This is a genomic window from Fibrobacter sp. UWB11 (genome assembly GCF_900143015.1).
In the GTDB taxonomy this organism is placed as follows: Bacteria; Fibrobacterota; Fibrobacteria; order Fibrobacterales; family Fibrobacteraceae; genus Fibrobacter.
Map to the genome: position 1 here is coordinate 1,368,138 of NZ_FSRT01000001.1, position 21,305 is coordinate 1,389,442.

Annotated in this window: 14 protein-coding genes and 3 tRNA genes; 7 read left to right on the plus strand and 10 right to left on the minus strand. The window is 45.7% G+C overall.

Going from position 1 to position 21,305, the window contains the following annotated elements; genetic code table 11:
* The 7 genes from BUQ91_RS05840 to BUQ91_RS05870 form a co-directional block, all read right to left on the minus strand.
* Positions 1-1,968, minus strand: a complete 1,968-nt coding sequence (locus tag BUQ91_RS05840; RefSeq protein WP_139299697.1) for a PEGA domain-containing protein — start codon at positions 1,966-1,968, stop codon at positions 1-3.
* Positions 1,969-2,061: 93 nt separating this feature from the next.
* The gene (locus BUQ91_RS05845; protein ID WP_074208498.1) at positions 2,062-3,531 is read right to left on the minus strand and encodes a hypothetical protein; all 1,470 of its coding nucleotides are present in this window, start codon (positions 3,529-3,531) and stop codon (positions 2,062-2,064) included.
* Positions 3,532-3,625: 94 nt separating this feature from the next.
* A complete protein-coding gene (locus tag BUQ91_RS05850) occupies positions 3,626-5,920 on the minus strand; it encodes a DUF6055 domain-containing protein (RefSeq protein WP_254842257.1) in 2,295 nt (764 codons plus the stop codon).
* Positions 5,921-6,034: 114 nt separating this feature from the next.
* Positions 6,035-6,955 (minus strand): hypothetical protein, encoded by a 921-nt coding sequence (locus BUQ91_RS05855; RefSeq protein ID WP_074208499.1) that lies wholly within the window; start codon positions 6,953-6,955, stop codon positions 6,035-6,037.
* 92 nt (positions 6,956-7,047) lie between these two features.
* A complete protein-coding gene (locus BUQ91_RS05860; protein ID WP_139255911.1) occupies positions 7,048-8,730 on the minus strand; it encodes an FISUMP domain-containing protein in 1,683 nt (560 codons plus the stop codon).
* Between the two features lie 130 nt (positions 8,731-8,860).
* Positions 8,861-12,286, minus strand: a complete 3,426-nt coding sequence (locus tag BUQ91_RS05865) for an MFS transporter (protein WP_072828418.1) — start codon at positions 12,284-12,286, stop codon at positions 8,861-8,863.
* A 54-nt stretch (positions 12,287-12,340) separates the two neighbouring features.
* Positions 12,341-13,717, minus strand: a complete 1,377-nt coding sequence (locus BUQ91_RS05870) for an aminopeptidase P family protein (protein ID WP_083601157.1) — start codon at positions 13,715-13,717, stop codon at positions 12,341-12,343.
* 83 nt (positions 13,718-13,800) lie between these two features.
* On the opposite strand from BUQ91_RS05870, the gene BUQ91_RS05875 reads away from it, so the two are divergent.
* The 7 genes from BUQ91_RS05875 to BUQ91_RS05905 all read left to right on the plus strand — a co-directional run bounded on the left by BUQ91_RS05875 (position 13,801) and on the right by BUQ91_RS05905 (position 18,306).
* On the plus strand, positions 13,801-14,154 hold the full coding sequence (locus BUQ91_RS05875; protein ID WP_072828416.1) for a hypothetical protein: 354 nt from the start codon (positions 13,801-13,803) through the stop codon (positions 14,152-14,154).
* Positions 14,155-14,302: 148 nt separating this feature from the next.
* Entirely contained in the window at positions 14,303-15,097 is a 795-nt protein-coding gene (locus tag BUQ91_RS05880; RefSeq protein ID WP_254794398.1) for a PhoH family protein, read from the plus strand.
* Between the two features lie 11 nt (positions 15,098-15,108).
* Positions 15,109-17,385, plus strand: a complete 2,277-nt coding sequence (locus BUQ91_RS05885) for an HD family phosphohydrolase (RefSeq protein WP_072828412.1) — start codon at positions 15,109-15,111, stop codon at positions 17,383-17,385.
* 168 nt (positions 17,386-17,553) lie between these two features.
* Positions 17,554-17,629, plus strand: a tRNA-Asp gene (locus tag BUQ91_RS05890).
* Positions 17,630-17,933: 304 nt separating this feature from the next.
* A complete protein-coding gene (locus BUQ91_RS05895; RefSeq protein WP_072828410.1) occupies positions 17,934-18,125 on the plus strand; it encodes a hypothetical protein in 192 nt (63 codons plus the stop codon).
* A gap of 6 nt (positions 18,126-18,131) precedes the next feature.
* Positions 18,132-18,206 (plus strand) — tRNA-Val (locus tag BUQ91_RS05900).
* Between the two features lie 24 nt (positions 18,207-18,230).
* Positions 18,231-18,306, plus strand: a tRNA-Asp gene (locus BUQ91_RS05905).
* A gap of 162 nt (positions 18,307-18,468) precedes the next feature.
* Here the strand turns inward: BUQ91_RS05905 and BUQ91_RS05910 are convergent.
* The 3 genes from BUQ91_RS05910 to BUQ91_RS05920 are packed head-to-tail and all read right to left on the minus strand — an operon-like array spanning position 18,469 to position 21,259.
* Complete coding sequence (locus BUQ91_RS05910) at positions 18,469-19,218, minus strand: hypothetical protein (protein WP_254842258.1); 750 nt, start codon at positions 19,216-19,218, stop codon at positions 18,469-18,471.
* A 9-nt stretch (positions 19,219-19,227) separates the two neighbouring features.
* Entirely contained in the window at positions 19,228-20,028 is an 801-nt protein-coding gene (locus BUQ91_RS05915) for a hypothetical protein (protein WP_074208500.1), read from the minus strand.
* Positions 20,000-21,259 (minus strand): lamin tail domain-containing protein, encoded by a 1,260-nt coding sequence (locus BUQ91_RS05920; RefSeq protein WP_074208501.1) that lies wholly within the window; start codon positions 21,257-21,259, stop codon positions 20,000-20,002. Before BUQ91_RS05920 ends, BUQ91_RS05915 begins: the two co-directional genes overlap by 29 nt.
* Positions 21,260-21,305 lie beyond the last annotated feature (46 nt).

Sequence of the window (21,305 nt, forward strand, 5' to 3'; positions counted from 1 at the left end):
CTACAAGAACCAATAAGTTGCGTTCAACTGCCCCTGCCATGTTTTCGGGGAGTCCTCGCCATCACTGATGCGAGTCAAACCAATTACAAATCGTAAATTAAAATCGAGGATATATTTGCCGATGTTGCGCGTGACACCTAAACCTGTAGCAATGTCAAATTCGACAGCGCTGAATTCACCGTTCTGTTCGAAAGTCTGAGTTCCATAAATATCAGAGACATCGACTTTGCTTTTTGAATAGACGTTAAACGAAAGCATGGGGCCCGCTTCAAAGTAAAGCACTTTGGGAATCGAGACGCGAGCGAGTACAGGAATATCGATATTCAATTGTTTTACGTTATATACAATTTTCACATCGGATTGCTTTTGGGCGCTCTCGAAATCTTTCCTGGAGACCATCACAGAGAGATTCGTTTCACCGGTTCCTTGCCTTAAGCCTAACGTGAATTCGCCAAGCACGCTAAAATACGGTGAAGCAATAAACAAACCGCTCATGCCGGCCTTGAATCCGACTCCCCAGAAATTGCTCAGGAGATCATCGGAGCCGTTCACGGACACATTGTATTCGGAACTATGCTTTATATTATTCAAGCCAAAATGCGTGCTATGAAAATCATTATAGATGAAGCCTGCAGTAACACCGCCCCAGAAACGCTTAGCACTAGGAACTGACGCGGCTGTCGCAGTAGTATCCTTGACCGTGTCCGCAGGAACCTTAACGCTATCCACTTTCGCATAGGCAGTATCTGCTTTTTGTTGCGGTTCCTCCACCGGCTGTTCAATTACAGGCTGGCTATTTACATCGAAGGTAGTCTTTACAACCTCGTGCCATTTTACGCTGACAGGAACTTCCCTGCGCACGCTATCGTACTCAACTTCAATCTTGGAACAAAGCGGAACCACGCCCGAGAAAGGCGTTGTGCCCATGACGCTATCGTTCACAATTACAGGCAAAGCCAACGGTTCGCCATTATTCACTGCATCCAATTCGAGCGCACCAACACCGCGTTTCAGGGTATCTGTGATTTCCTTTGTTTCGCCCTTTTGCAAAGCAACATTGAGTTCGATAGGATCGTAACAGATGTGCGATATGCGAACAGCATAAACTCCCGGTACAAGTTCATTCCGGCCAAGATTAGCTCTCTTTTCATTAATGGTCACTGCAACGGGTGAAATACTTTTAAATTCCTCAGATATCTGAGGAGCTACATCGACAAAGCCGATGTTCGGAGTAAGAATCAACTTTATGGTCTGCGTATTTTCGTTCACGTTTATAAGCGTGTCCAAATCAACAAATCTTTCTTTTGAAACAAGGAGTCTGTGTTCGCCGGATTCAAGCTGAATTTTGCAGGGCGTACTTGTGCATTGCGGATAGGCCTTACCGTCAAATGTCGGGATTGCGCCAGCAGGTTCCGTCTGGACTTCGACAATAAATTTTTTGGAACCTTGGAACGAGAACGCATTGTTGGTGCTTACATATCCCACTCCGTTCAAAGCATTATCACGAGCTTTTCTGAAAAAAGAGGGCGCACTTTCCTTGATAATTTTTTCGATATCATCGACTGTTTCGCCTTTACCCGCAAAACTCGAAATGAGCTTGCTGCTTGCAGTTTCGTAAAGTTCGGCGCTAATCGCCAAAGATTTTCCAAACTGCGAAATGCGAGCCTGAGCCACGTAATCGGCAGCGATATTTTTTCCGGTTTCGGCAAGGCAACTGCCTTCACATTCTTCGATAGTTTTTCCTGGAGGCAACATGACATTAATATTTTCACGCGTCATGATAGTCCAGTTCTGTTCCGCAGGGAGAATATGAACAGCCTGCCCTCTCAGAATGTCCGTCAAATAGAGTTTTTCTTGCCTTGTGAGCAAGTCATTTGGGGAAAGCGTTTCAAGCACAGCCATGTATTTGGCAAAGACAAAACATGGGAATAGCAAAAGGAACACTAATGCAATTGCAATTTTTTTCACCGAATCCAACCTGTTTAAATTTCTTTTTCAAAAATTAAAAAAAATATTACATATTACAAAGGAAATTCCAACCAAAACACCCCCATAATGTAATCATTCATAAACAAGCACGGGGCCATCTACAGGATTATCCGCATACGGCCAAATATTCACAGAATAAGTAAACCGTCCTTTCGTTTTGGACTTTCCATTATCAAGTGTACCTTTAAACACGCCAAAATTTAATTCAGGCGCATCAGCATACATTCTTACGCTTAGTCCAACAAAACTATTTGAGCCTAACACGCGCCACCCCATAAAATTCGGGCCAGTATCAATTGCGATATAGGCATCAGCATCAATATCATAGTCTTCAACATTAAACTTTATTTTATCGCTTTTTCCCCTATATTTAATATCCGTTAAGGACAATTTAAAAAGTAATATATCACGTCCTTCATTCAACTCAAACTTTTTATTTTTGTTCATTTGTTCGGAATAAAATACTTTTATAAAATCATTTTTATCCAAATCCTTATTACCGATACTATCGCTATGTATTACGCCTATATCTTGCAAAGGATATTTTATGCTGTGAATTTCCAAGCAACACTCTAATTGAGCTAAATCAATAAAATCATATCCACGATTCAGACTTTCGTAGACACAATGCCTTAAAATGAAAGTATAATCTTGAAGGATATAATATATATACTCTATTGAGAATTCTTTTTTCATCATTGAAACTTTTAAATCATCAAAATACGGAATTTTTATATAACTTAATTTATAATCAGCAAAAATTCTTCTATTCCAATATTCATGATCGGACATATCAATATTAGCTTGTACATCTCCTCTTGTTATAAAGACCTTCAAAAATTCACCTTTCATAAGAACCGGCAAATTTTTCTCCATCGCTCTTTTTGCCGTTATACCCGGAAATTCCAACCGGAAACAGTCAAATTCGGTCTCTAGAGTACTATCATATGCACGCACGCGGACCTTTTCAGAAATAAAGGACTTAATGACAGTTTTTTCGTTTATACCACCAAAAGCAACACTTCTTTTTTCAGGCTTTAAGCAATATTCAATCGAAATATTATCTCTATAAATTTGAATATCTTTCAAATTTGTTTTTGACAATTTCAAAATATCAATTACATACGAATCTGCAGCCCCATTTCTCTTAACCTTTAAATTTACTGCAGATAATAAAGATTTTATTTTTTTACCTTTCGCAATTCCGGAGACAACCTTCAAGGTATCCATACTTCTTTTTATATTGGCAAAATCAAAATTTACAACTTTATCATTTATTTCCATATTACTTTGCACAACAGATACAACATCAGTATTGATGTCGTTCATCATTTCCAAAAATGCACGAACACTATACTCGCGCCCAGCAACCATCATATGTTTTCCAACATACGGAATTACAAATTTTTCACTCAAATTTGGAAATTTTGTATCTTGCGGAACAGATTTCCACCACCAATTAGGATTCCAAGAAGGCATTTTAACTATAGCATTGCAAAAGCCAAACATCAAAAGAATCAAGACAGTCGCAAGAATTTTCATATGTTCTTAACAGATAAAAAAATTATTTTCTGTAATAAAATAAAAAAATAGCGGTCATAAAACCGCTACAAAACAACATTTCAATCTATATTTATCACCTTCCCCGCTTTACGACCTTGCGATAGCCAGCGCTGGATTTCAGCAAATAAGTTCCTTGACGGAGGGCAGGCTTGAGCGTTCCATTATCGTTAAGAGCATCTGCAGCCAAGCCTTTCCAAACAACATTACCGTTCAAGTCAAAGACTTGCATTTTTAGCGAAGACATCGTCGGAACTAAGCGATTTTTATTAAACTTGCGAACAATCGTAGGCCCCGGTTCCGTCTGCGTAGAATCTTCGGCAATCGCATACCACTTTGCATTTTCGATACTTGCAGTCGCTTCCGTTGGCGGAGTCGTCAAATTTGCACCATAATTTGCATTATCAAGCATTCCGTCATCGACCATGCCATAGAAAATTCCCTTTGAAAGCTCTTTCGAAAAATTGTTTTCAAGATCGCCACGCAATTGCGCCGTTCCACTCAACTTTTTGCCAGAAACAGCCCACATTACACCATAAACTTGAGCGTTGTCTGTCACAGTTGAATTCACAATCAGCGAGAGCGCACCGACCTTGGCCTTGCCACTAATCGTTCCACTCACAAGCCAAGCGTCTTCTTCAAGCACGGCGTCATCGCTAATCGTGCCCGCAGTCACAAGAGCGCGCCCGCGCACCACGGCGTTCTCACTGATGGTGCCGCCGTTTACAACGGCGAAATCTTCGATTCGGGCGTTGCCAGAAACTGTACCGCCATTCACAACGGCATCAGGCCCCACATAAGCCGTAGCAGCGACTTTAGCCTTGTTACTGACCCAGCCACCACCATTTGCATGTTGCGAATAGCCCGAAGTTGTCGTTCCATTAAAGCCAGCCGGTTTCCAAAAGTCTTTCGTATAGCCTTCAGGCGTTCCGTTCACGACTTCAATCATGTACGGATAGCGATAAATACTGTAATAGAACTGGTCCCACAAAATCGTCTGCATTTCGGTCGGAGTCGCCGTCACCGCAAGCCACAAAGCCTTGTCATTCGCCTTCGTCTGAATTTCAAGATTAAAACCTGTACCGTGTTTCATTTCACTGTAACGCGGCGTGCCATCAGCACCTTCCGCGACCAAGCCAACCGTCCAACCCGATGCAGGATCCGGCAATTTGTCCGGAGCATAATTGCACCATTTATAAGTTTTGCCCTTGTAATAATCCGTGTTATCGCCAAAGCAAGTGTAACCATTGACCGTCGGCTTTTCCTGCACAATACCACGGAACTTGACCGTCACCTTCCCCGCCGAATCCGGATAAATGCGCACCAGGTTATAACCCCAGCGCTGCGGAGCCCAGTAGCTCGGCGAAATATAGCGGTCCGCGCAACCTTCGGTACCCGCGACATTCCCATCCTCGCATTTCATTTTGTTCAACATCGTCACGCGGGAATGTCTGCGATACAAATCTCCCCAGCCATCGTGCGTACGACGAGTCGCAAATTCGTAATCGCCCCAGGATTTTTTGTACAATGTCTTTTTTGCTGGCGCATATTCCATCGTTGCATTCTTCATCGCAAACTTGCCGAACTCATTGTTCAGTTCTTCGAGCGACCAGCCGAAAACCATCATCATCGCCGTAAATGGAGTCTGTTCCATACGACCATCTTCGCCATCGCGAATTGATTCCATCCAAATGCGATTGACCTCGTGCGCGCCTTTATAGCCACCACCGAATTCTTCCTTTAAATGTTCCAGGAATTGCCAGTTGCAGTAGCGATCTCGCGTGGAGCCGTAATACAAGTACGGGAAATTGATTAAATATTCCGAGCAATGCGCATCGTTAGGATTGTACTGGTGAGCCATCCAGTTCGCATGCGATTCTGCCATCCAACCCGAATGGCTATTGTTACCAAGCCAACCCGCCACACCTTGCAAACCATGCGCGAACTCATGCGAAGTTCCCCAATAATCCTTGAGGGAACCAACGCCAATCCACATGCCGGGGCCAAATTCGTTATTCAGTCCCTTCACGTAATCCTGGCCGCCGTAAAGTGCCGCCATCACAGAGTTGTCGAACACGTAAATGTTGCTTTTGAGTTTTCTGTCCGGGCTTTTCGGGAACGGAAGCATCCACCCGAGCGAATCAATGTAAAACGAATACACCTTCTCTAGCGATTGGAGTACACCCTCGGCATCCGATGTCGGAATGGAAACATTATTCGCCTTCCCGTCGTCACTCGTCGGCTTTTTGCAAACTTCAAAATGTTCTGAAGAACGGATCAGCGAAAAGCCATTATCTTCACACTGCGGGACCCAAGTCACGTCGGCAAACGACGCAACAGCCATAGCACAGACTATCTGCGTAAATTTCATACCACCACCCATCAACAAACCTAGAACATTCTAGGTATTACTAATATATATTCTCGCCCCCTCAAGCGCAAGAATCAACTAGCAAATTGTTGTCTCTAGACAACTCGTTTGAGTTTACTTTCTTCCGAGATTTTTGAAATTAGGCGAAATGAACACGCAATTGGAGTCTTTGGGAGCAGAGCGATAAAGCACTAGATCCAAGGTGAAAATTCCCTTGGTGGCCGCACTCACCGACCAGCGGGTACCGGCAGGGCAATCCTTGACATTCTTGTTCAAAGTCGCCGTAAACTTACCGCCCGTAATGCGATACGTAAAGTAGTCAGACACTAAAGAATCCGGCATCTGGAGGGATTTCGGCCCGCCCACCTTATTCGTCTTTGCAAAGAACGACTTTTGCGCCTGGATATAGTACAAAGTCTGTCCGTTCAAATCATCGGTCACAGCCTGCGAGCCGCCGAAAACGCTCGGAGCCGAACAACCGCGCACGCCAAAGACGAGCACAAGCACAAACACAAGCGAGCAACCGATAAAAATCCAGTACTTCGGCTGAACTTTTTTCGCAGCAGCGGCAATTTTTCCGCAAAGTTCCTTAAGTTTATCAGAAACGCGAGGTCCCTCTGACGGAGTTCCCGAGAGTTTCATATCCTGCAAAACAATCCCGTCTTGCCACTTGAGGAGCTTCATCGCCACAAGTACATGGCAGAACTGCTTCGGGAATGCAATACCAAAAGCAGCCACTATAAAGAGAACTAGGCAAATAATGAACAAAGCAAGCGAGACTTTCTCTGCAATCGGGAAAAGCTCATTCGCCTGACGGAGAACATCCAAGAGTTTTTTGTCATCCGAGAAATTCTCGGCTGCAAAGCGCCCCGTGAACGAATTGGAATAACGGTTGAGCCCCATCTGCACGCCGTCTTTTGCCATAACGCAGACTTTTGTAAGCATGCGTTCCACAGCAAAAACGAACATTCCAAAGATTGCAATCAGAGATGCAATCAAACGTGCGGTACGTATAGGAGTCAAAGAGAAATTCATGTTTTTTATATCCTTCGCATAATAAATGTTGCTTATTTGTTCTCTTTATACAAAAATATACAACTTCATTACAGCCCTAAATTAGGAAATCTCTAATTATAATCTTTTACACAACGAACACTAAATCTATAATATTTTCCATTATAACCAAAATACGCATTATCACTATTCTCATCTAACTTCATAAAATACGCATAGCCGGGGCCTTTTTCTGTAGAACTCCAAAAAAAAGCCGAATTACCTAAACTACCAAAACTACCATCATGGTCTTGATAGCCCGATGGTATAGCACCAAAATCAAACGTATTCTCTCCAGCACCATCACCAAACCAATAATTTGTTGATTTAAGCATTTTCCCAGCCACATGTTTACCACCAACAGAATTAAATAAATCTTCAAAATCTTTTTTGGTTGGTAGACGCCATCCTTGTGAACAAACCAACTTAGCTTCGCTCCAACTATAAAGGTGTCCATAACGTTGGCAATTCTTTACTTCTTTATCATAGCAATAACTATTTCCAATTTTTTCCTTTAGATTTTCAGCCAGCCAACGATGATTACCTATTTTAATTGTCTTATACGCATTACCATCGCGATCTTTATAAGCACCATTTTCTTTTTCATTATACACATACTCAACTGTTTCATGATACTTTAGTGACACAGGAACAGAATCTTTGGAGTTTCCAATTTCAACACGACTACAAATTGAAACCGATTCAAAAAAAGGAGTTTTCCCCCTCATTTTTCCATCAATAAAAACAGGCATAGACAAGGGACCATTTTCATCCATCGCAGAAAGCGATAGTCCGCCCATAGCAGGTTCCATAGCATAATCAAATTTTAATTCACTTCCATTTTTCACAGTCACATCAAAAGACACCGGTTCAAAACAATGATGACGTAAATCAACATGATGCGTCCCAATAGCAAGTCGAATTTTTTTTGATCTATACTCTTTTTTATCAATTATTACAGAAAGGTCCGCAATATCACCACGCCCATTTAAGCGAGGCGCAATTTCAAGTGTTCCAAAATTAGGTATTAAATTAACAACCAAGCGCTGCTCATTACTATTAACATCGATCAACGTATCTAAATCAAGATAAAAATCAAAAGCAAATGAAATATTGTGTTTTCCCTCATCTAACTGCACATTACACGGTGTTGATTTACATTTGGGCCGACCATCAACACTTACCATAGCTCCTTCTGGTTTTGAAAAAAGCTCTATTAAAAACTGACGAGTACCTTTCATACTGAAAGAAGTCCCTTGTTTAAAGCCGGTAATTCCATCACTAAAGGCCCTAGAAGGATTCTTAATTGTAGAAAAAAGTGACGGAGCTTGAAGTTCTATTTCTTTCAACAAGCCTTCAGCATCTTGGCTTTGTGCTGTAAAGCTAGCCATCAACTTACCAGATGCGGTCTCATACAGTTCCACTGTTTCCGTAAATGATTTTCCAAACACACTAATTCTTGCTTGAGCAATAAAATCAGCAGAGATATTTCTACCAGTTTCAACAAGACAAGAGCCTTCGCAATCATCAACCTTTTTACCAGGCGGTAGCATTGCGATAATGTTTTCACGAGTCATGATGGTATAGCCCATATAACTTGGAAGAGAAGTCACTGCAATTTGTCGTAATTTATCTGTTATATACTGACGTTCTGTAAAAGTAAGTGTATTAGGAGCACTCATAGTCTCTAAAACAGCTACAAACGCAGCATAACAATTGAAAGAAAAGAACAAAATAAAAATTAATAGAGATTTCATTTTCCTTCTTATCTTCATCCAAACTATATAAACACCAAAGCAAAATCCCCAATCTTACATTCCTCCCCTATTTCATAAAACATGGTTGAAAATCAACCATGCACATCAGGGAGGGAATGAAAAAAGGTTTTTACTTCTTCTCCACCAGTTCCTTTGCCATCTTCTTTGCGGTCGCAAAGTCAGCCTTTCCAGAACCAAGCTTCGGCATCACTTCTACGTTAAACGCAGCAGACGGAAGCATCAAAGGCGGCATGCCGCTTGCACGCAGTTCCGAAAGCACGTCCTTCGGATCCTTTTCGCCTTGGTACAAAAGAACAATCTTTTCGCCCTTGGTGGCATCCGGGATAGCAGTAACAACGTAATCGCACCCCTGCAACACCGGCGTGTCCTGAATCTTCTTTTCGACGGCGCCGAGACTAATCATTTCACCACCGAGCTTTGCAAAGCGGCTGTAGCGGTCCACAATCGTAAGGAATCCATCTTCATCGAGATAGCCCTTGTCGCCAGTACGGTAATAACGGACACCATCCTTCTGTACAATTACACTCTTTGTACGATCAGGATCATGAAGATAGCCCTTCATCACCTGGCAACCACCAATGAGAATCATACCCGCTTCACCAGTCGGCAAAGTTTCGTTCGTCTCAGGGTCGACAATCAAGAACTGCGTACCCGGAAGAGCTGGGCCCACGGTTCCCGGCTTGTTATTCACCTGCATGGTGGTATAGTCATCAAACAACGTATTTTCGGTATTGACAGACGCCACCGGAGCCGTTTCTGTACAGCCGTAGCCTTCGTAAATTTCCTTACCGAACTTGAGGCGGAATGCATTCGCAAGTTCCGGACGGAGCGCTTCGGCACCAGCAATAATGATACGCACAGACTTAAACATCAACGGATGCACATAACGGCTCACCGTAAATGCACGGAGGAATGTCGGCGTTGCAATCAAGAACGATACCTGGAATTCGGCACAAACGCGAGACATGGTCTTTACGTCGGTCGGGTCTGCCACAGCAACAATCGGGCAACCTTCCGTGAGGTTCAAAAGCGTTGTCACCGTAAGACCAAAGCTATGGAACAGCGGGAGTTCCGAGAGCATCACATCGCCACGGCTCACATTCAAAATACAGGCGAGTTGCTGGATGTTACCCATCAAGTTACGCTGCGTAAGTTCCACACCCTTCGGCGTACCTTCGGAACCAGAGCTGAACACGATACAAGCATTGTCGTCCAAAGAGCGGCGCTTCACGAACACAAAGCGTATCAACCAGCTCGGCATAACCATGCAGAGCACGAGGAATGCAGCAATCTTAACCTTCGGGATTTCCTTCATCATGTCTTCGGCGTAAAGCAGACGAACCTTGTCCGAAGCAATCTGCGAATAATCGTTACCACGACCCTTCAACTTTTGAACAAACTGGCGGCTCGTAATCACAGTAGAACATTCTGCACGTTCACAGCAGAACTTCACGTTATCGACAGACGAGGTATAGTTCAAGTTCACGTTCGTCTTGCCCAACACCCAAAGAGCGAGGTTCACAATCACACCGGCAGGGCTCGGCGGAAGCATGATACCCACATTCCGTTCTTGCTTGCCAAGCGTCTTCTTGAGGTAACCGCGGAACGCCATCACAGCACCCATCAACTTGTAACCCGAGAAATGTGCGCCATCCGGACTATAAATTGCAGGGCCGTTTTTCACATATTTCTTGTAAGTGCGGATCCAGCTATCAGCAATCGGGTGCACGAACGACACAGCGTAGTTCCATGCATCAATGGAAATGCGGCGGAGAATCGCACGGATTTCGTTAGGAGGCGTATTTGCAGGAATAGCGCTACCAAAAGCAATCGTCACAGAACGTTCGGCAGAAGCACCAAACATGTTCGAAGAACTGTAACTGTAGTTACTGCCCCACAACCCCTGGATGTAGAAAGGAATCACCTGAGCCTTCGTTCCATCAACAGCAGAGGAATAATCAATCGTAAACGGTTCCACGTGCGGGGACTTGGACACTTCGCCCGACGGGAAAATCACGACAGCCTTACCCGCAAGGAGTGCATCGTGAATCTTGTCCATCGCAATCTTAGGATTGCGGCTATCGATGCGGATCATGCCCAAGCGCTTGAGCACGGCACGCAAATACCACTTATCGAAATGGTCCTTGTTACTTGCAATGCAAAGCGGACGCGGCGATGCCATCTGCACCATAGCCCAGTCAATAAAGCTGTGGTGGTTACCGACCAAAAGAATCGGGCCTTCGTTCGGGATGTTCTGCACATTCAACACGCGGATTCTGTAGCGGCTAAACACAAAGCGGAGGAGCGTGCGAAGCATGGCCTGCGGCAAGTTGTAAATCGACCAGATAAACACACCGACAGAAATAACAGCAAGGCCAATGAAGTAGTTCTGCGGGCGGATATCCGTAGAGCGAACCAACATCGTAAACACGAACAGGAATACCACGAGCACAACGGCCTGGATCAAGTTAGCAAGAGCAATCACAGAACCGGAGTTATTCGGACGCGTGTTATACTGCAAGAGAGCATTCACCGGCACCAAGATGAGACCGCCAAAGAAACCGGTCATAGAATAAAGCACAACGAGAGCAACCGGGTGCACAAGGAACGGCACGAGGAACATGCAAATCGAAGCGCCAAACATGCCAAGAGGCACAAAACCTGATTCGATAAAGTCCTTGGAGAAATGCGCAGCCACAATCGTACCGACCATAAGGCCAATAATCGCAAACGACATGTAATCCTGCATCATGTTCACGGTCGAAGAACCGGAAACGTCCTGATACACAAGAACAAACACCTGAGCCAAAGCCCAGAACATCGAAAGGGCAATGATAGAAGCACGGAGCGTCGGCACGCGGAAACCGAGACTCAAATGGCGTTTAACCTTATCGATGCTTACGTTCGGGTCTTGGTACTTCACGCGAGGAATCATGAAGTTTGCAACCGTACCGAGCACGCTCACCGCAGTGAGAATCCACGGAATCACAACGGACTTGGACGTAATGCGACGCACAGCTTCGTAAGACACGAGCTGGTCAAGATTAATGAGGTTCACACCGACAATTGCAAGCCAAGACGCCGCGATAATACCGCCAATGCTAAAGATTTGGAGGAAAGCGTTTGCATAGCTCAATCTGCGCACTCCAAACATTTCCTTCACAATGGCATACTTAGCCGCACTATGGATTGCAAAACCGCAGCTAAGCCCGATTGAGAGCCAGAATGCGATTCTCGGGTAATCGACAGTCACCAAGACCGACTGCGCTATCACAAATAGCGTCATCACGAGTGACGACCACGCCATCACCTTGTTCTTCGAGAACTTATTGGTGAAGAACCCCGCAAAGAACACCATCAGCACGTATGGCGCGAGGAAGAATATTTGAAGCATGAAGCTCTGCCAGATGATACCGTCTTTCGCAAAGAACGATCCGGAGAGAATCTTTTGAGCGTAAATAAATACACCCGCCTGAACAAAAGCTGTAGCAAGGACAGATAAGAAGAATCTTACAGCACCTTTAACTTTCCACATTTACAAAATCCTCATTCTTTTTGCAAAATGTTATATAGCTAAAAGATAGAAAAATCACCTCATTAGAGCCTCAATATCCTCTACTGTACGCGGAATATGCTCCGAAATATTTTCAAATCCGCTTTTTGTAATAAGTAAATCATCTTCTATGCGTATTCCGATACTTTCACGGTAGCGCACCCCATCAATTGTCGCACTAAAATCACCGTAAAGTCCTGGCTCACAAGAGATTAACATTCCCGGTTTTAGCACCACATCCAATGAGCGGGAGCCCGGGGCGCCTTCGTGAATATGCTCGCCAATAAAGTGGCTCACCCCATGCGGGCGCTTTTCGTAAAGCAACTTGAACGAACCCTTCGCCCCCTTTACGAGTCGACGGTCGAGTTCCATCATGATGAACTCCCAACAAATCATGCCTATTTCCTTGAGCGAAACGCCCGGACGCACCACGCGCTGGTACACCTTCGCAGACTCGAGCACGATTTCGTACAACATTTTTTGAAGTGGGTCAAACTTGCCATTTACAGGGATTGTGCGCGAGATATCGCTATGCAAAGTCCCGAACCGCACACCAAAGTCAAAGAGCACAAGTTCACCATCACGCAAAGGCTCGTCGTTTTTCACGTAATGCAAACAGCAGGCATTCTTGCCGCCCGCAATAATTGTCGGGAACGCAAGGTCCCCATCGCCACGGCGCTGCATTTCGTAGTTCAGATAGAGCGCCACATCGCGTTCTGTCTTCATGTTTTTCATCGCAGGCAAAAGCGCACGGAAAGCCTCATCCGTAATCTCTTGCGCCATGTGGGCATCGCCAATTCGTTCCGGTTCTAGCACCAAGCGGTCCTCAAAGTGCATGTCGGCACAGCTATTGACCTTCATCTTATGGCGACGGAGTACGCTTTTCATCTTAAGCATAAACTTTTCGTTGTGGTCGCCCTTGAATTTTTCATAGAAGAAAGCAAAAGCGTGATCCACGGCAGCCTTACCATTCGAATAAGCCGCAGCAAGCGATTCGACAAACGGCCATAAATCATCAACCGGTCGAACATCATCAATCCCCGTCAACCGAGAAACAACATTTTCGCCATCCACAAAACCGAGACGTTTACCGTTCCAGAATTCCTTGAACGGATCTTTTTTAGGTACAAACAGTGTCGTAGAGCTTTTCCGCGGGTCCAAAACCAGAAAACACCCCGCCTGGTTCACGCCGGTCATGTACAAAAAGGCCGGATCCTGCACAAAGCGAGTCCAAGTTTGAACAAAGGCTTCCTCGCCCCCTGGTTCAACAGGCATTCCTGCAAAAACGCAGAACGAATCCAATTTTTTCATCAAAGACAGACGTCTTTTCGCATAAATTTTCTTGGAATCGTAATTTTTAGACGATAAAAAGACCTGAGAATAGGCCTGAACATCGGTTTTTCGTGATTGCATAGTCAATTTTTACCTTTTTTAACATTTTTTCTGCCACAACTATATATATTTTAGCCATCAAAGACTAGAATGGAGCTTAAATAATGTCTCTTAAAAAATGGAAATTAGTTCTCGCCTCTCTTTCTGTAGCACTTTTCACGGCTTGCGCAGGTTCTTCTAACTCGGACAGCGGTGACACTGGCTATACGGGAAGCAACGATTCCTCCACCGAATCCTCTTCTTATACAGGCTACAGTGACAACACTGAATCTGCAAAGCCGGCCGCACCGGTGAAGAAGGAACCGCCCAAGGAAGTCATCAACGAAAAGACTTTGAAGAAGACTCAGGACGAAGCTTCTGCAGCAAACGAAGACAACCACAAGCTCCGCAAGGAAATCTTCGAAGCAAGAACCAAGCTTGGTCTTCCGATTCAGCAACCTTCTACAGATGCAGAGTAGTATAAGGCATTACTCGCTGTCTGACAACCTGAAACGAGTTATTTCAGGCGAACGTGAAACGGTTTTCCGATTACTGGAGAGCCGTTTTTGCGTTGAAATACGCACCCGACTTCCGGGACTCGACATTGTCCCGCTCGAAGATGCTGACATGTCAGGCATACTAGCAGTCCTCGACCAGCTTAAAATCGCCGCGCGCAACGGCGAAGTTTTGGATGCTAAGCAGCTCGAACGCATGCTCGGCCCCAAGGAAGCCCCCTTTACCGAAGCCATCCCCGACAGTCCCATCTTCAGGAACAGGTTCGGGATAAGCGTTTCCGCAAAGACTCCTGCACAGGCCGAACTGGTCAAGGCAGTCGAAACAAACGATATCATCTTTGCGAAAGGCCCTGCCGGCACAGGTAAAACATTCCTCGCTGTAACACTTGCCGTTGCAAGCCTCGAACGCGGTGAAGCCGAACGCATCTGCCTTGTGCGCCCAGCAGTTGAAGCAGGCGAATCGCTCGGATTTTTGCCAGGCGACCTGAAAGAAAAAATTGCGCCTTACCTCCGCCCCATCCACGACAGCCTCTCCGAACTTCTGTCTACAGAAAAGTTGCGCCGTTACGAAGAGACCGGAGCCATCGAAGTCGCACCGCTTGCCTACATGCGTGGACGCACTCTAAAACGGGCATTCATTATCTTGGACGAAGCGCAAAACACGACAACCGCCCAGATGAAGATGTTCCTCACCCGACTCGGCCCCCACAGCAAGGCTATCATCACTGGTGACACAAGCCAAATTGACCTCGCCAAAGGGCAAGTTTCCGGTCTGGAACACGCCATGAGAATTCTCAAGGGGATCCGGGGAATCGCCGAAGTCGAATTTAGCGCCACTGACGTTCTTCGACATCATTTAGTCAAAGACATTTTGCTAGCTTACGAACAGAACGAGCTCAAAAAATAGAAGAGTGTTAAATGAACAAGAAAGAGAAAAAAATTCATCTGTTTATCGGCTGGGTTATTTTAATCCTCATTGCCATTATCTTGTTTCCCGACAAGAATATCGCACTCCGCGCCGAACGCCCGCACCTGGGCCAGCTCAGTACGAGAACGATAGTCGCTCCGTTCAAGTTTGAAGTTCCCAAAACAGAACAGGAAATTCAGAACGAAAAAGCTCGTGCAGCCGAGAAGGTGAATGCCATTTTCGAGTTCAACGCCGATGAAACAACGCGCCTGTTACGCGAACTGGAACAGTACCTCAAAAAACTGGAACAGTACGGCAAGATGCAGTCCGTCATCAGTTCCAGCAAAGACGATGGCAGCGCCTCCATGCAGGAGAAAATCAAGGAAGCCTCCAGCATTTACGACCAGCTCAAACAGCGTCTTTCGATTACAGCTATCAAGCCCTTGAGCACAAACGCAGTCGCACGCGATTCGTTGATGTCCGTATTCTACCAGATGATGCAAAAAGGTGTTTCGAACACGCTCCTTGCAAAAACAGAAACCGAAGTGAACCTGTTCTGCAACAGCTACAACATCAAGCAAATCAAGAATCTCATTTACAACAAGCCGACGATTTCTCTCATCAAGGAAAACGAAGAAAACACGCTGGATATCAACGAAATACAACCCATGCAGCGCCGAATCGACGAAGCGTTCGGTCAATTGCAGAGTTCGTTCTCTACAGAGCAGGGATTGCAGAGCGCTTTCTACGAAGCTCTTTACGTATTTACCAGCCCGAACGTTTTCTATCTCGAAAAAGAAACCGAAGCCCGCAAGCTTGATGCAAGCAACAAGGTCACGCTCATCAAGGGCATGGTTCCCCGCGGCATGGAAATCGTTGCACAAGGCGCACCCATCACCAAGGAAATCCTCGAAAAGATTGACGCACTCCAGCTTGCTCAACAGAACGAAGAAAATTCGAAGATGCTCACCGCTCCTTATGGTAACGTGCTCGTCTTTGTCATTATCATTACGCTGCTCATCATGTTCTGCCTCTACACGCCGACGCGCACCATGTTCAAGACACCGCGCCAGTTGTGGAGCCTTGTATTCTTGACCGTATTGCAGCTCCTTGCATTCTGGATTATCCATAACCTTTCTGGAACACTCAACAGGCCCGACAGCATCCTCCCCGATGCCATCGACTTCATGTGGCTCTACCCCATTACCTTTACGCCCGTGATTGCCGTTGTGCTCTATGATTTCCGCATGGGACTTGCTTTTGCAACATTCTCCGCCGGATTCTATGGAATTTTGAACGGATACGACCTTGCCGCAACGCTCACGAGCCTTCTTGTCAATATCGCAGTCATCGCACCGCTCTTCCGCATGCGTTACCGTGTTCAGTTTGCTTGGAGTATGATTGCAGGTGTCGTTGCAGCAGCAGCATCCATCAGCATAATGCTTCTCCTCCGCAACAGATTCAACTTCGTGACATTCTACCAGACGCTCATCGCAGCAAGCGCAAACATCATCATCTTTACCGCAGTTGCATCAGTGCTCTTGATTCACGTCGTCGAAAAAGTATTCAGCATCACGACAGTGCTTACGCTCATGGAAATGTCCGACTTCAACAGACCTGCACTCAAGCGCATTTCTGAACTTGCACCGGGCACATTCCACCACAGCATTCAAGTTTCAAACCTTGCAGAAGGCGTTGCCGAAAGCATTGGCGCCAATTCGCTCCTAGTCCGCGTCATGGCACTCTACCACGATTTAGGCAAAACAATGCGCCCGGAATACTTCACAGAAAACCAGAAGCAAGGCGTGAACCCGCACAACAACCTTGATCCGTACCAATCCGTAAAAATCCTGACGGGCCACGTCTCTCAAGGCATTTTGCTTGCGAAGGAATACAAGATTCCGGAACTTGTTACTACCGGCATCCAGGAACACCACGGCACGACGCTCATCCAGTATTTCCACCACAAGGCTAAAGAACTCGCTAAGGAAACAGGAAAAGAAGTCAAGGAAGAGGATTTCCGCTACAAGGGCCCGCGTCCACAAAGCATGGAAACAGCAATCCTCATGCTTGCAGACGTTATCGAAGCCACAAGCCGCTCCATGGCAGATACATCTTCCGAAGCTCTTGAATCCATGATCCACAAGACGATTCTCGACAAATTCATGGACGGGCAGTTCAACGAAAGTAATTTGTCCGTAAAGGAACTTTCAAAGCTCGAAGAAGCGTTCTTGCATAGTTTGGACGGAACATACCATACCCGTGTCAAATACCCAGGACAGAGATAATCCGGAATTTGAAATGCATAATTAGGGATTTAGATGCTCGACTTTCTCGAGCATCTTTTTTTTCAAAAAAATTTCACTTTTTTTGCACATGACCCTTGACACTTAATTTAAATCTTTTTATATTTGGGTCGTTCGGTTGAAAGACCTAACAAACAAAAACAAACCACTGGGGTGGTAGCTCAATTTTGGTTAGAGCACCGGCCTGTCACGCCGGAGGTTGCGAGTTCAAGCCTCGTCTATCCCGCGAAAAAGCGCTTCTCTTTGAGAAGCGCTTTTCGTTTGCTGTGCGCACTCACCCTTACTGTCACCCCGCACTCGATGTCTTTGACCACTTAGAGCTTTTGCTCTTATGTGGTCATGATCCGCGAATGGGGACGGGATCACCATACATAGTTCCACACGGCACAAAAGCGATGTCAGCACTTTGTTCCAAACTCCCCAAAAACATACTCAAAAAAATTTCATTTTTTTTTGCAAAAAAGCCCGTTTTCGGTTGACAAGACTTTTAATATTTGTATATTTGGCACGTAATCTTGAGGTTGTAGAAAATGTTAAATAAAAAGAATCTTGTTCTTATAGCTATTGGCATTTTACTACTCGTCATCGGTTTCATTTGCTTGGGCACAGGTCCTGCAGATAATCCAATCAGCCTCTCGGTTGCACCGATTATTTTGACAATTGCTTACGTTGTAATTATTCCGCTTGGAATTCTCTTCAACGGCAAGGAAGAAAAGAAGTAATCATTTGGACGATTAGCTCAGCTGGTTCAGAGCGTCTGCCTTACAAGCAGAATGTCAGCGGTTCGAATCCGTTATCGTCCACTACCGAAGAATCGGAAACGATTTGGGGTGGTAGCTCAATTTTGGTTAGAGCACCGGCCTGTCACGCCGGAGGTTGCGAGTTCAAGCCTCGTCTATCCCGCGAAGAAGTCCTCTCGAAAGAGAGGACTTTTCGTTTGTTTTACGATAGCGAAACAAAAACCGCACTTCTCTTTGAGAAGTGCTTCTTCTTTTTTAGATTGCCGCGCTGCGCTCGCAATGACGACTTAAATCCGAATTCCGGACTCCTAATTCCTAATTGATTTTAAATCTGGAATCCTATCGCAGCGTTCACGTCGATGACAAGACCCTTGTCCATCTCAAAGAATCGATCTTTGCGGTCCGCATCAAAATCACTAGTCCAGACGTAACCTAATCCTACGTCAAGAAACACGGCGAAGCGCCCCAAGAAGCCTTCCCCGCCGTTCAAGACCTTCTTGACGCCACCATTAAGCATAAAGCCGTAAAGCCAACCATCAAAGCCACCATCGCGGTTCGAATGGATATGCAGATGATCCACTAAGAAGCCTACCTGGAAATAGCGCCAACGCTTGCCACCGACACCATACAAACGGAAACTTTCCTGCAAACCGATATCATGAATCTTGTAGCGGTCGCTTTTTCTTTTTCGGTCCACACGCACATAATGCGGCATCGAAATAAGGGAAATTTTTTCCATCAATTTCCATTCCACCGTCAAATAGTACAACGGATAATCCGTAAATCCATTCGGTACATTGACGCCACCCCAGAAATGCGAATACGGCACCATAAAGTTAAACGGATGGATATAAATGGTAACCGTCGAATCCATAATCTCTGATTCGTCCTGTCCAGTAGAATCAGATGCAGGCGTTTCCACAGCAATAGCGTTTTCTTCGGCAGCTTGGGTTTCGTCCTTTTCGACCACTTCCGTTTTTACAGCTTTTTCAGCACTCGCTTTGGGTTGCTTCTTTGCCGGTTTAGCCACACACAATACAGACAAAGCAATCAATAAAAGGACGACTTTTTTCATATGTCAAAGTTAGTTAATTTTCCTCCTTTCATCTTTAAGCCAACGCGTAACATGGAGGCCATTCCATGCTATTGAATTGTGCTTAAAGCCCCGCGCAAAGGATATTCCGTAACGAGAAATTTCAAAAGACAGCTGTAACGCCACCGCAAAGTCAGGAAACCGGTATGATGAGCTAATTTCAGCAAATTTCCATCTAAAAACAGTCCCTATGTACAAATAATCAAAATCGCATTCCGCAAAAGCGGCTATGGATTCATCCGAAATCCAATGAACTCCGACCATAGGCGAAACACCTTCATCCGTATAGCCGCTCAACATTCCTGCCAAATGGATTTCACGCCATCGGTAATCAAGAGCACCCTTAAAACGATGACGCGCCCAAAAATCCCCGCCAGGAATCCATTCCATATCTACCCCATAGCTAGCACCGATTGCAAAACGATTCCACGAACGCGCATACGAAAGTTCCGAGTACAAGTTCCGGTACAAGGAATCCATAGACAGGTACGCGACAAAGGCTCCCACACGATGGTCGTGATTTCCAAATTCAAGCGACATATTCCACGAGGTTTCTTCGACTTCATCCATCCAGTAATACGAAAGCCCGTACGACGGGTCTGCAAAACGAGCCGGTGTCGAATAATAACCACCAAGCCCAACAGGAGAAAGTCCACCCGCAAGGAGAGACGCAAACGAGGCGTGCCCCTCAGCCGCATAGCAAGGCTCAAAGCACCCCAATGCAGCAAGCATCACAACAACTGCCGAAAATACATACAAACGTTTAAGGGCGAACAAGAATACCGATGACATCTTCGTATTCCCCCACAGAAAAAGCGACATAGCCTACACCAACTCCAAGATATTCCTGTGCAGGCACCTTGACCCATTCGTTAGACATTGCAGAAACAACGGATTTCCACACACGCCGCCCTGCAGAATCCAACAATGCAAGCGCCACATCATGCTCGGAATCAACACGCACACGAAGCGCAGCACCTTTTTTCGAAGCCACCCTCGAAGAAAGTTTATATGTAAGCGGCGCATTTATAGGCACATTTATAGGTGTATTTATAGAAGGATTTACGGCTACATTTGTCGAAGTTCGACCTCCACCGATCCAAACACTTTTGGGCTGATACCCCGGCGTAAACTCTCGCTTTCCCGTCAACGGGTTGAATCCCAACGGACAAGAGACCATTCCCTTGTACCAAGAAACACTATCAACAACCTCATTACGGAAGCAAAGACGAAGCGAGCCTTCTACGTTATTCAAATACCCTAGCGATACCTGAACCATGCGAACATCAGGAATTCCAAGAGCCTCCCGCAAAGCCGCCGTATCCTTGCTCACCAGCAATGTCTGGAATGGCAGAATCGAATCATTTACATTCCCCAAAGCGCCACCACGATCGCAAAAGCGGAACTCCTGCAACGGGAGCGTATACGTGCTCGCATTATAAAGTTCCACCCACTCCGGCATAGGCTCTTCCGGACATTGATGAATCTCCGTCATGCGGAGCGTTCGCCCCTGCTTGCCCAGTTCACTCACCAAAGCCAAAAGCGATTCTTCTTCAACGCCAAGTTCGTATTCAGGATCGCCAGCACCAAAAGTACCAGCAACAAACACCCATTCATCCGTAAGGCCCACGCGCTGAATTGCCTTACCCGGCTTTGGCTGCGGAACCGTCACCGAATCCATGCACACGCCCGACCAAGCCTTCCAGATAGACTCTCTAGAATTCGGGAGCGAGACCTTCCCTAGCATGCCACACGCGACATTCTTTCGCATAGGACACTGCGAGGAATCATGCACCAGCACCAAGCGCTCAGCCTCCGGCCATTCAAATGCCAAGATTTCCTTGTTTTCGAACCGCACAAAAAGCGAATCCGCACGAAATTCATCCAAGCGAATTTCAACGTACTCGCCCTCCTGGTCTGAAACATTTTTAGGATCAGGGAAAAATTCAACAAACTGCGGACATGAAAAAGCCCACGAGAAAAATGCCAAGCCTAATGCCGGCACACAACAACAATTATTCACGACACCCTCCCCGGGCGCGCCCCTCTAAGCGTAAAACGCTAGCGAG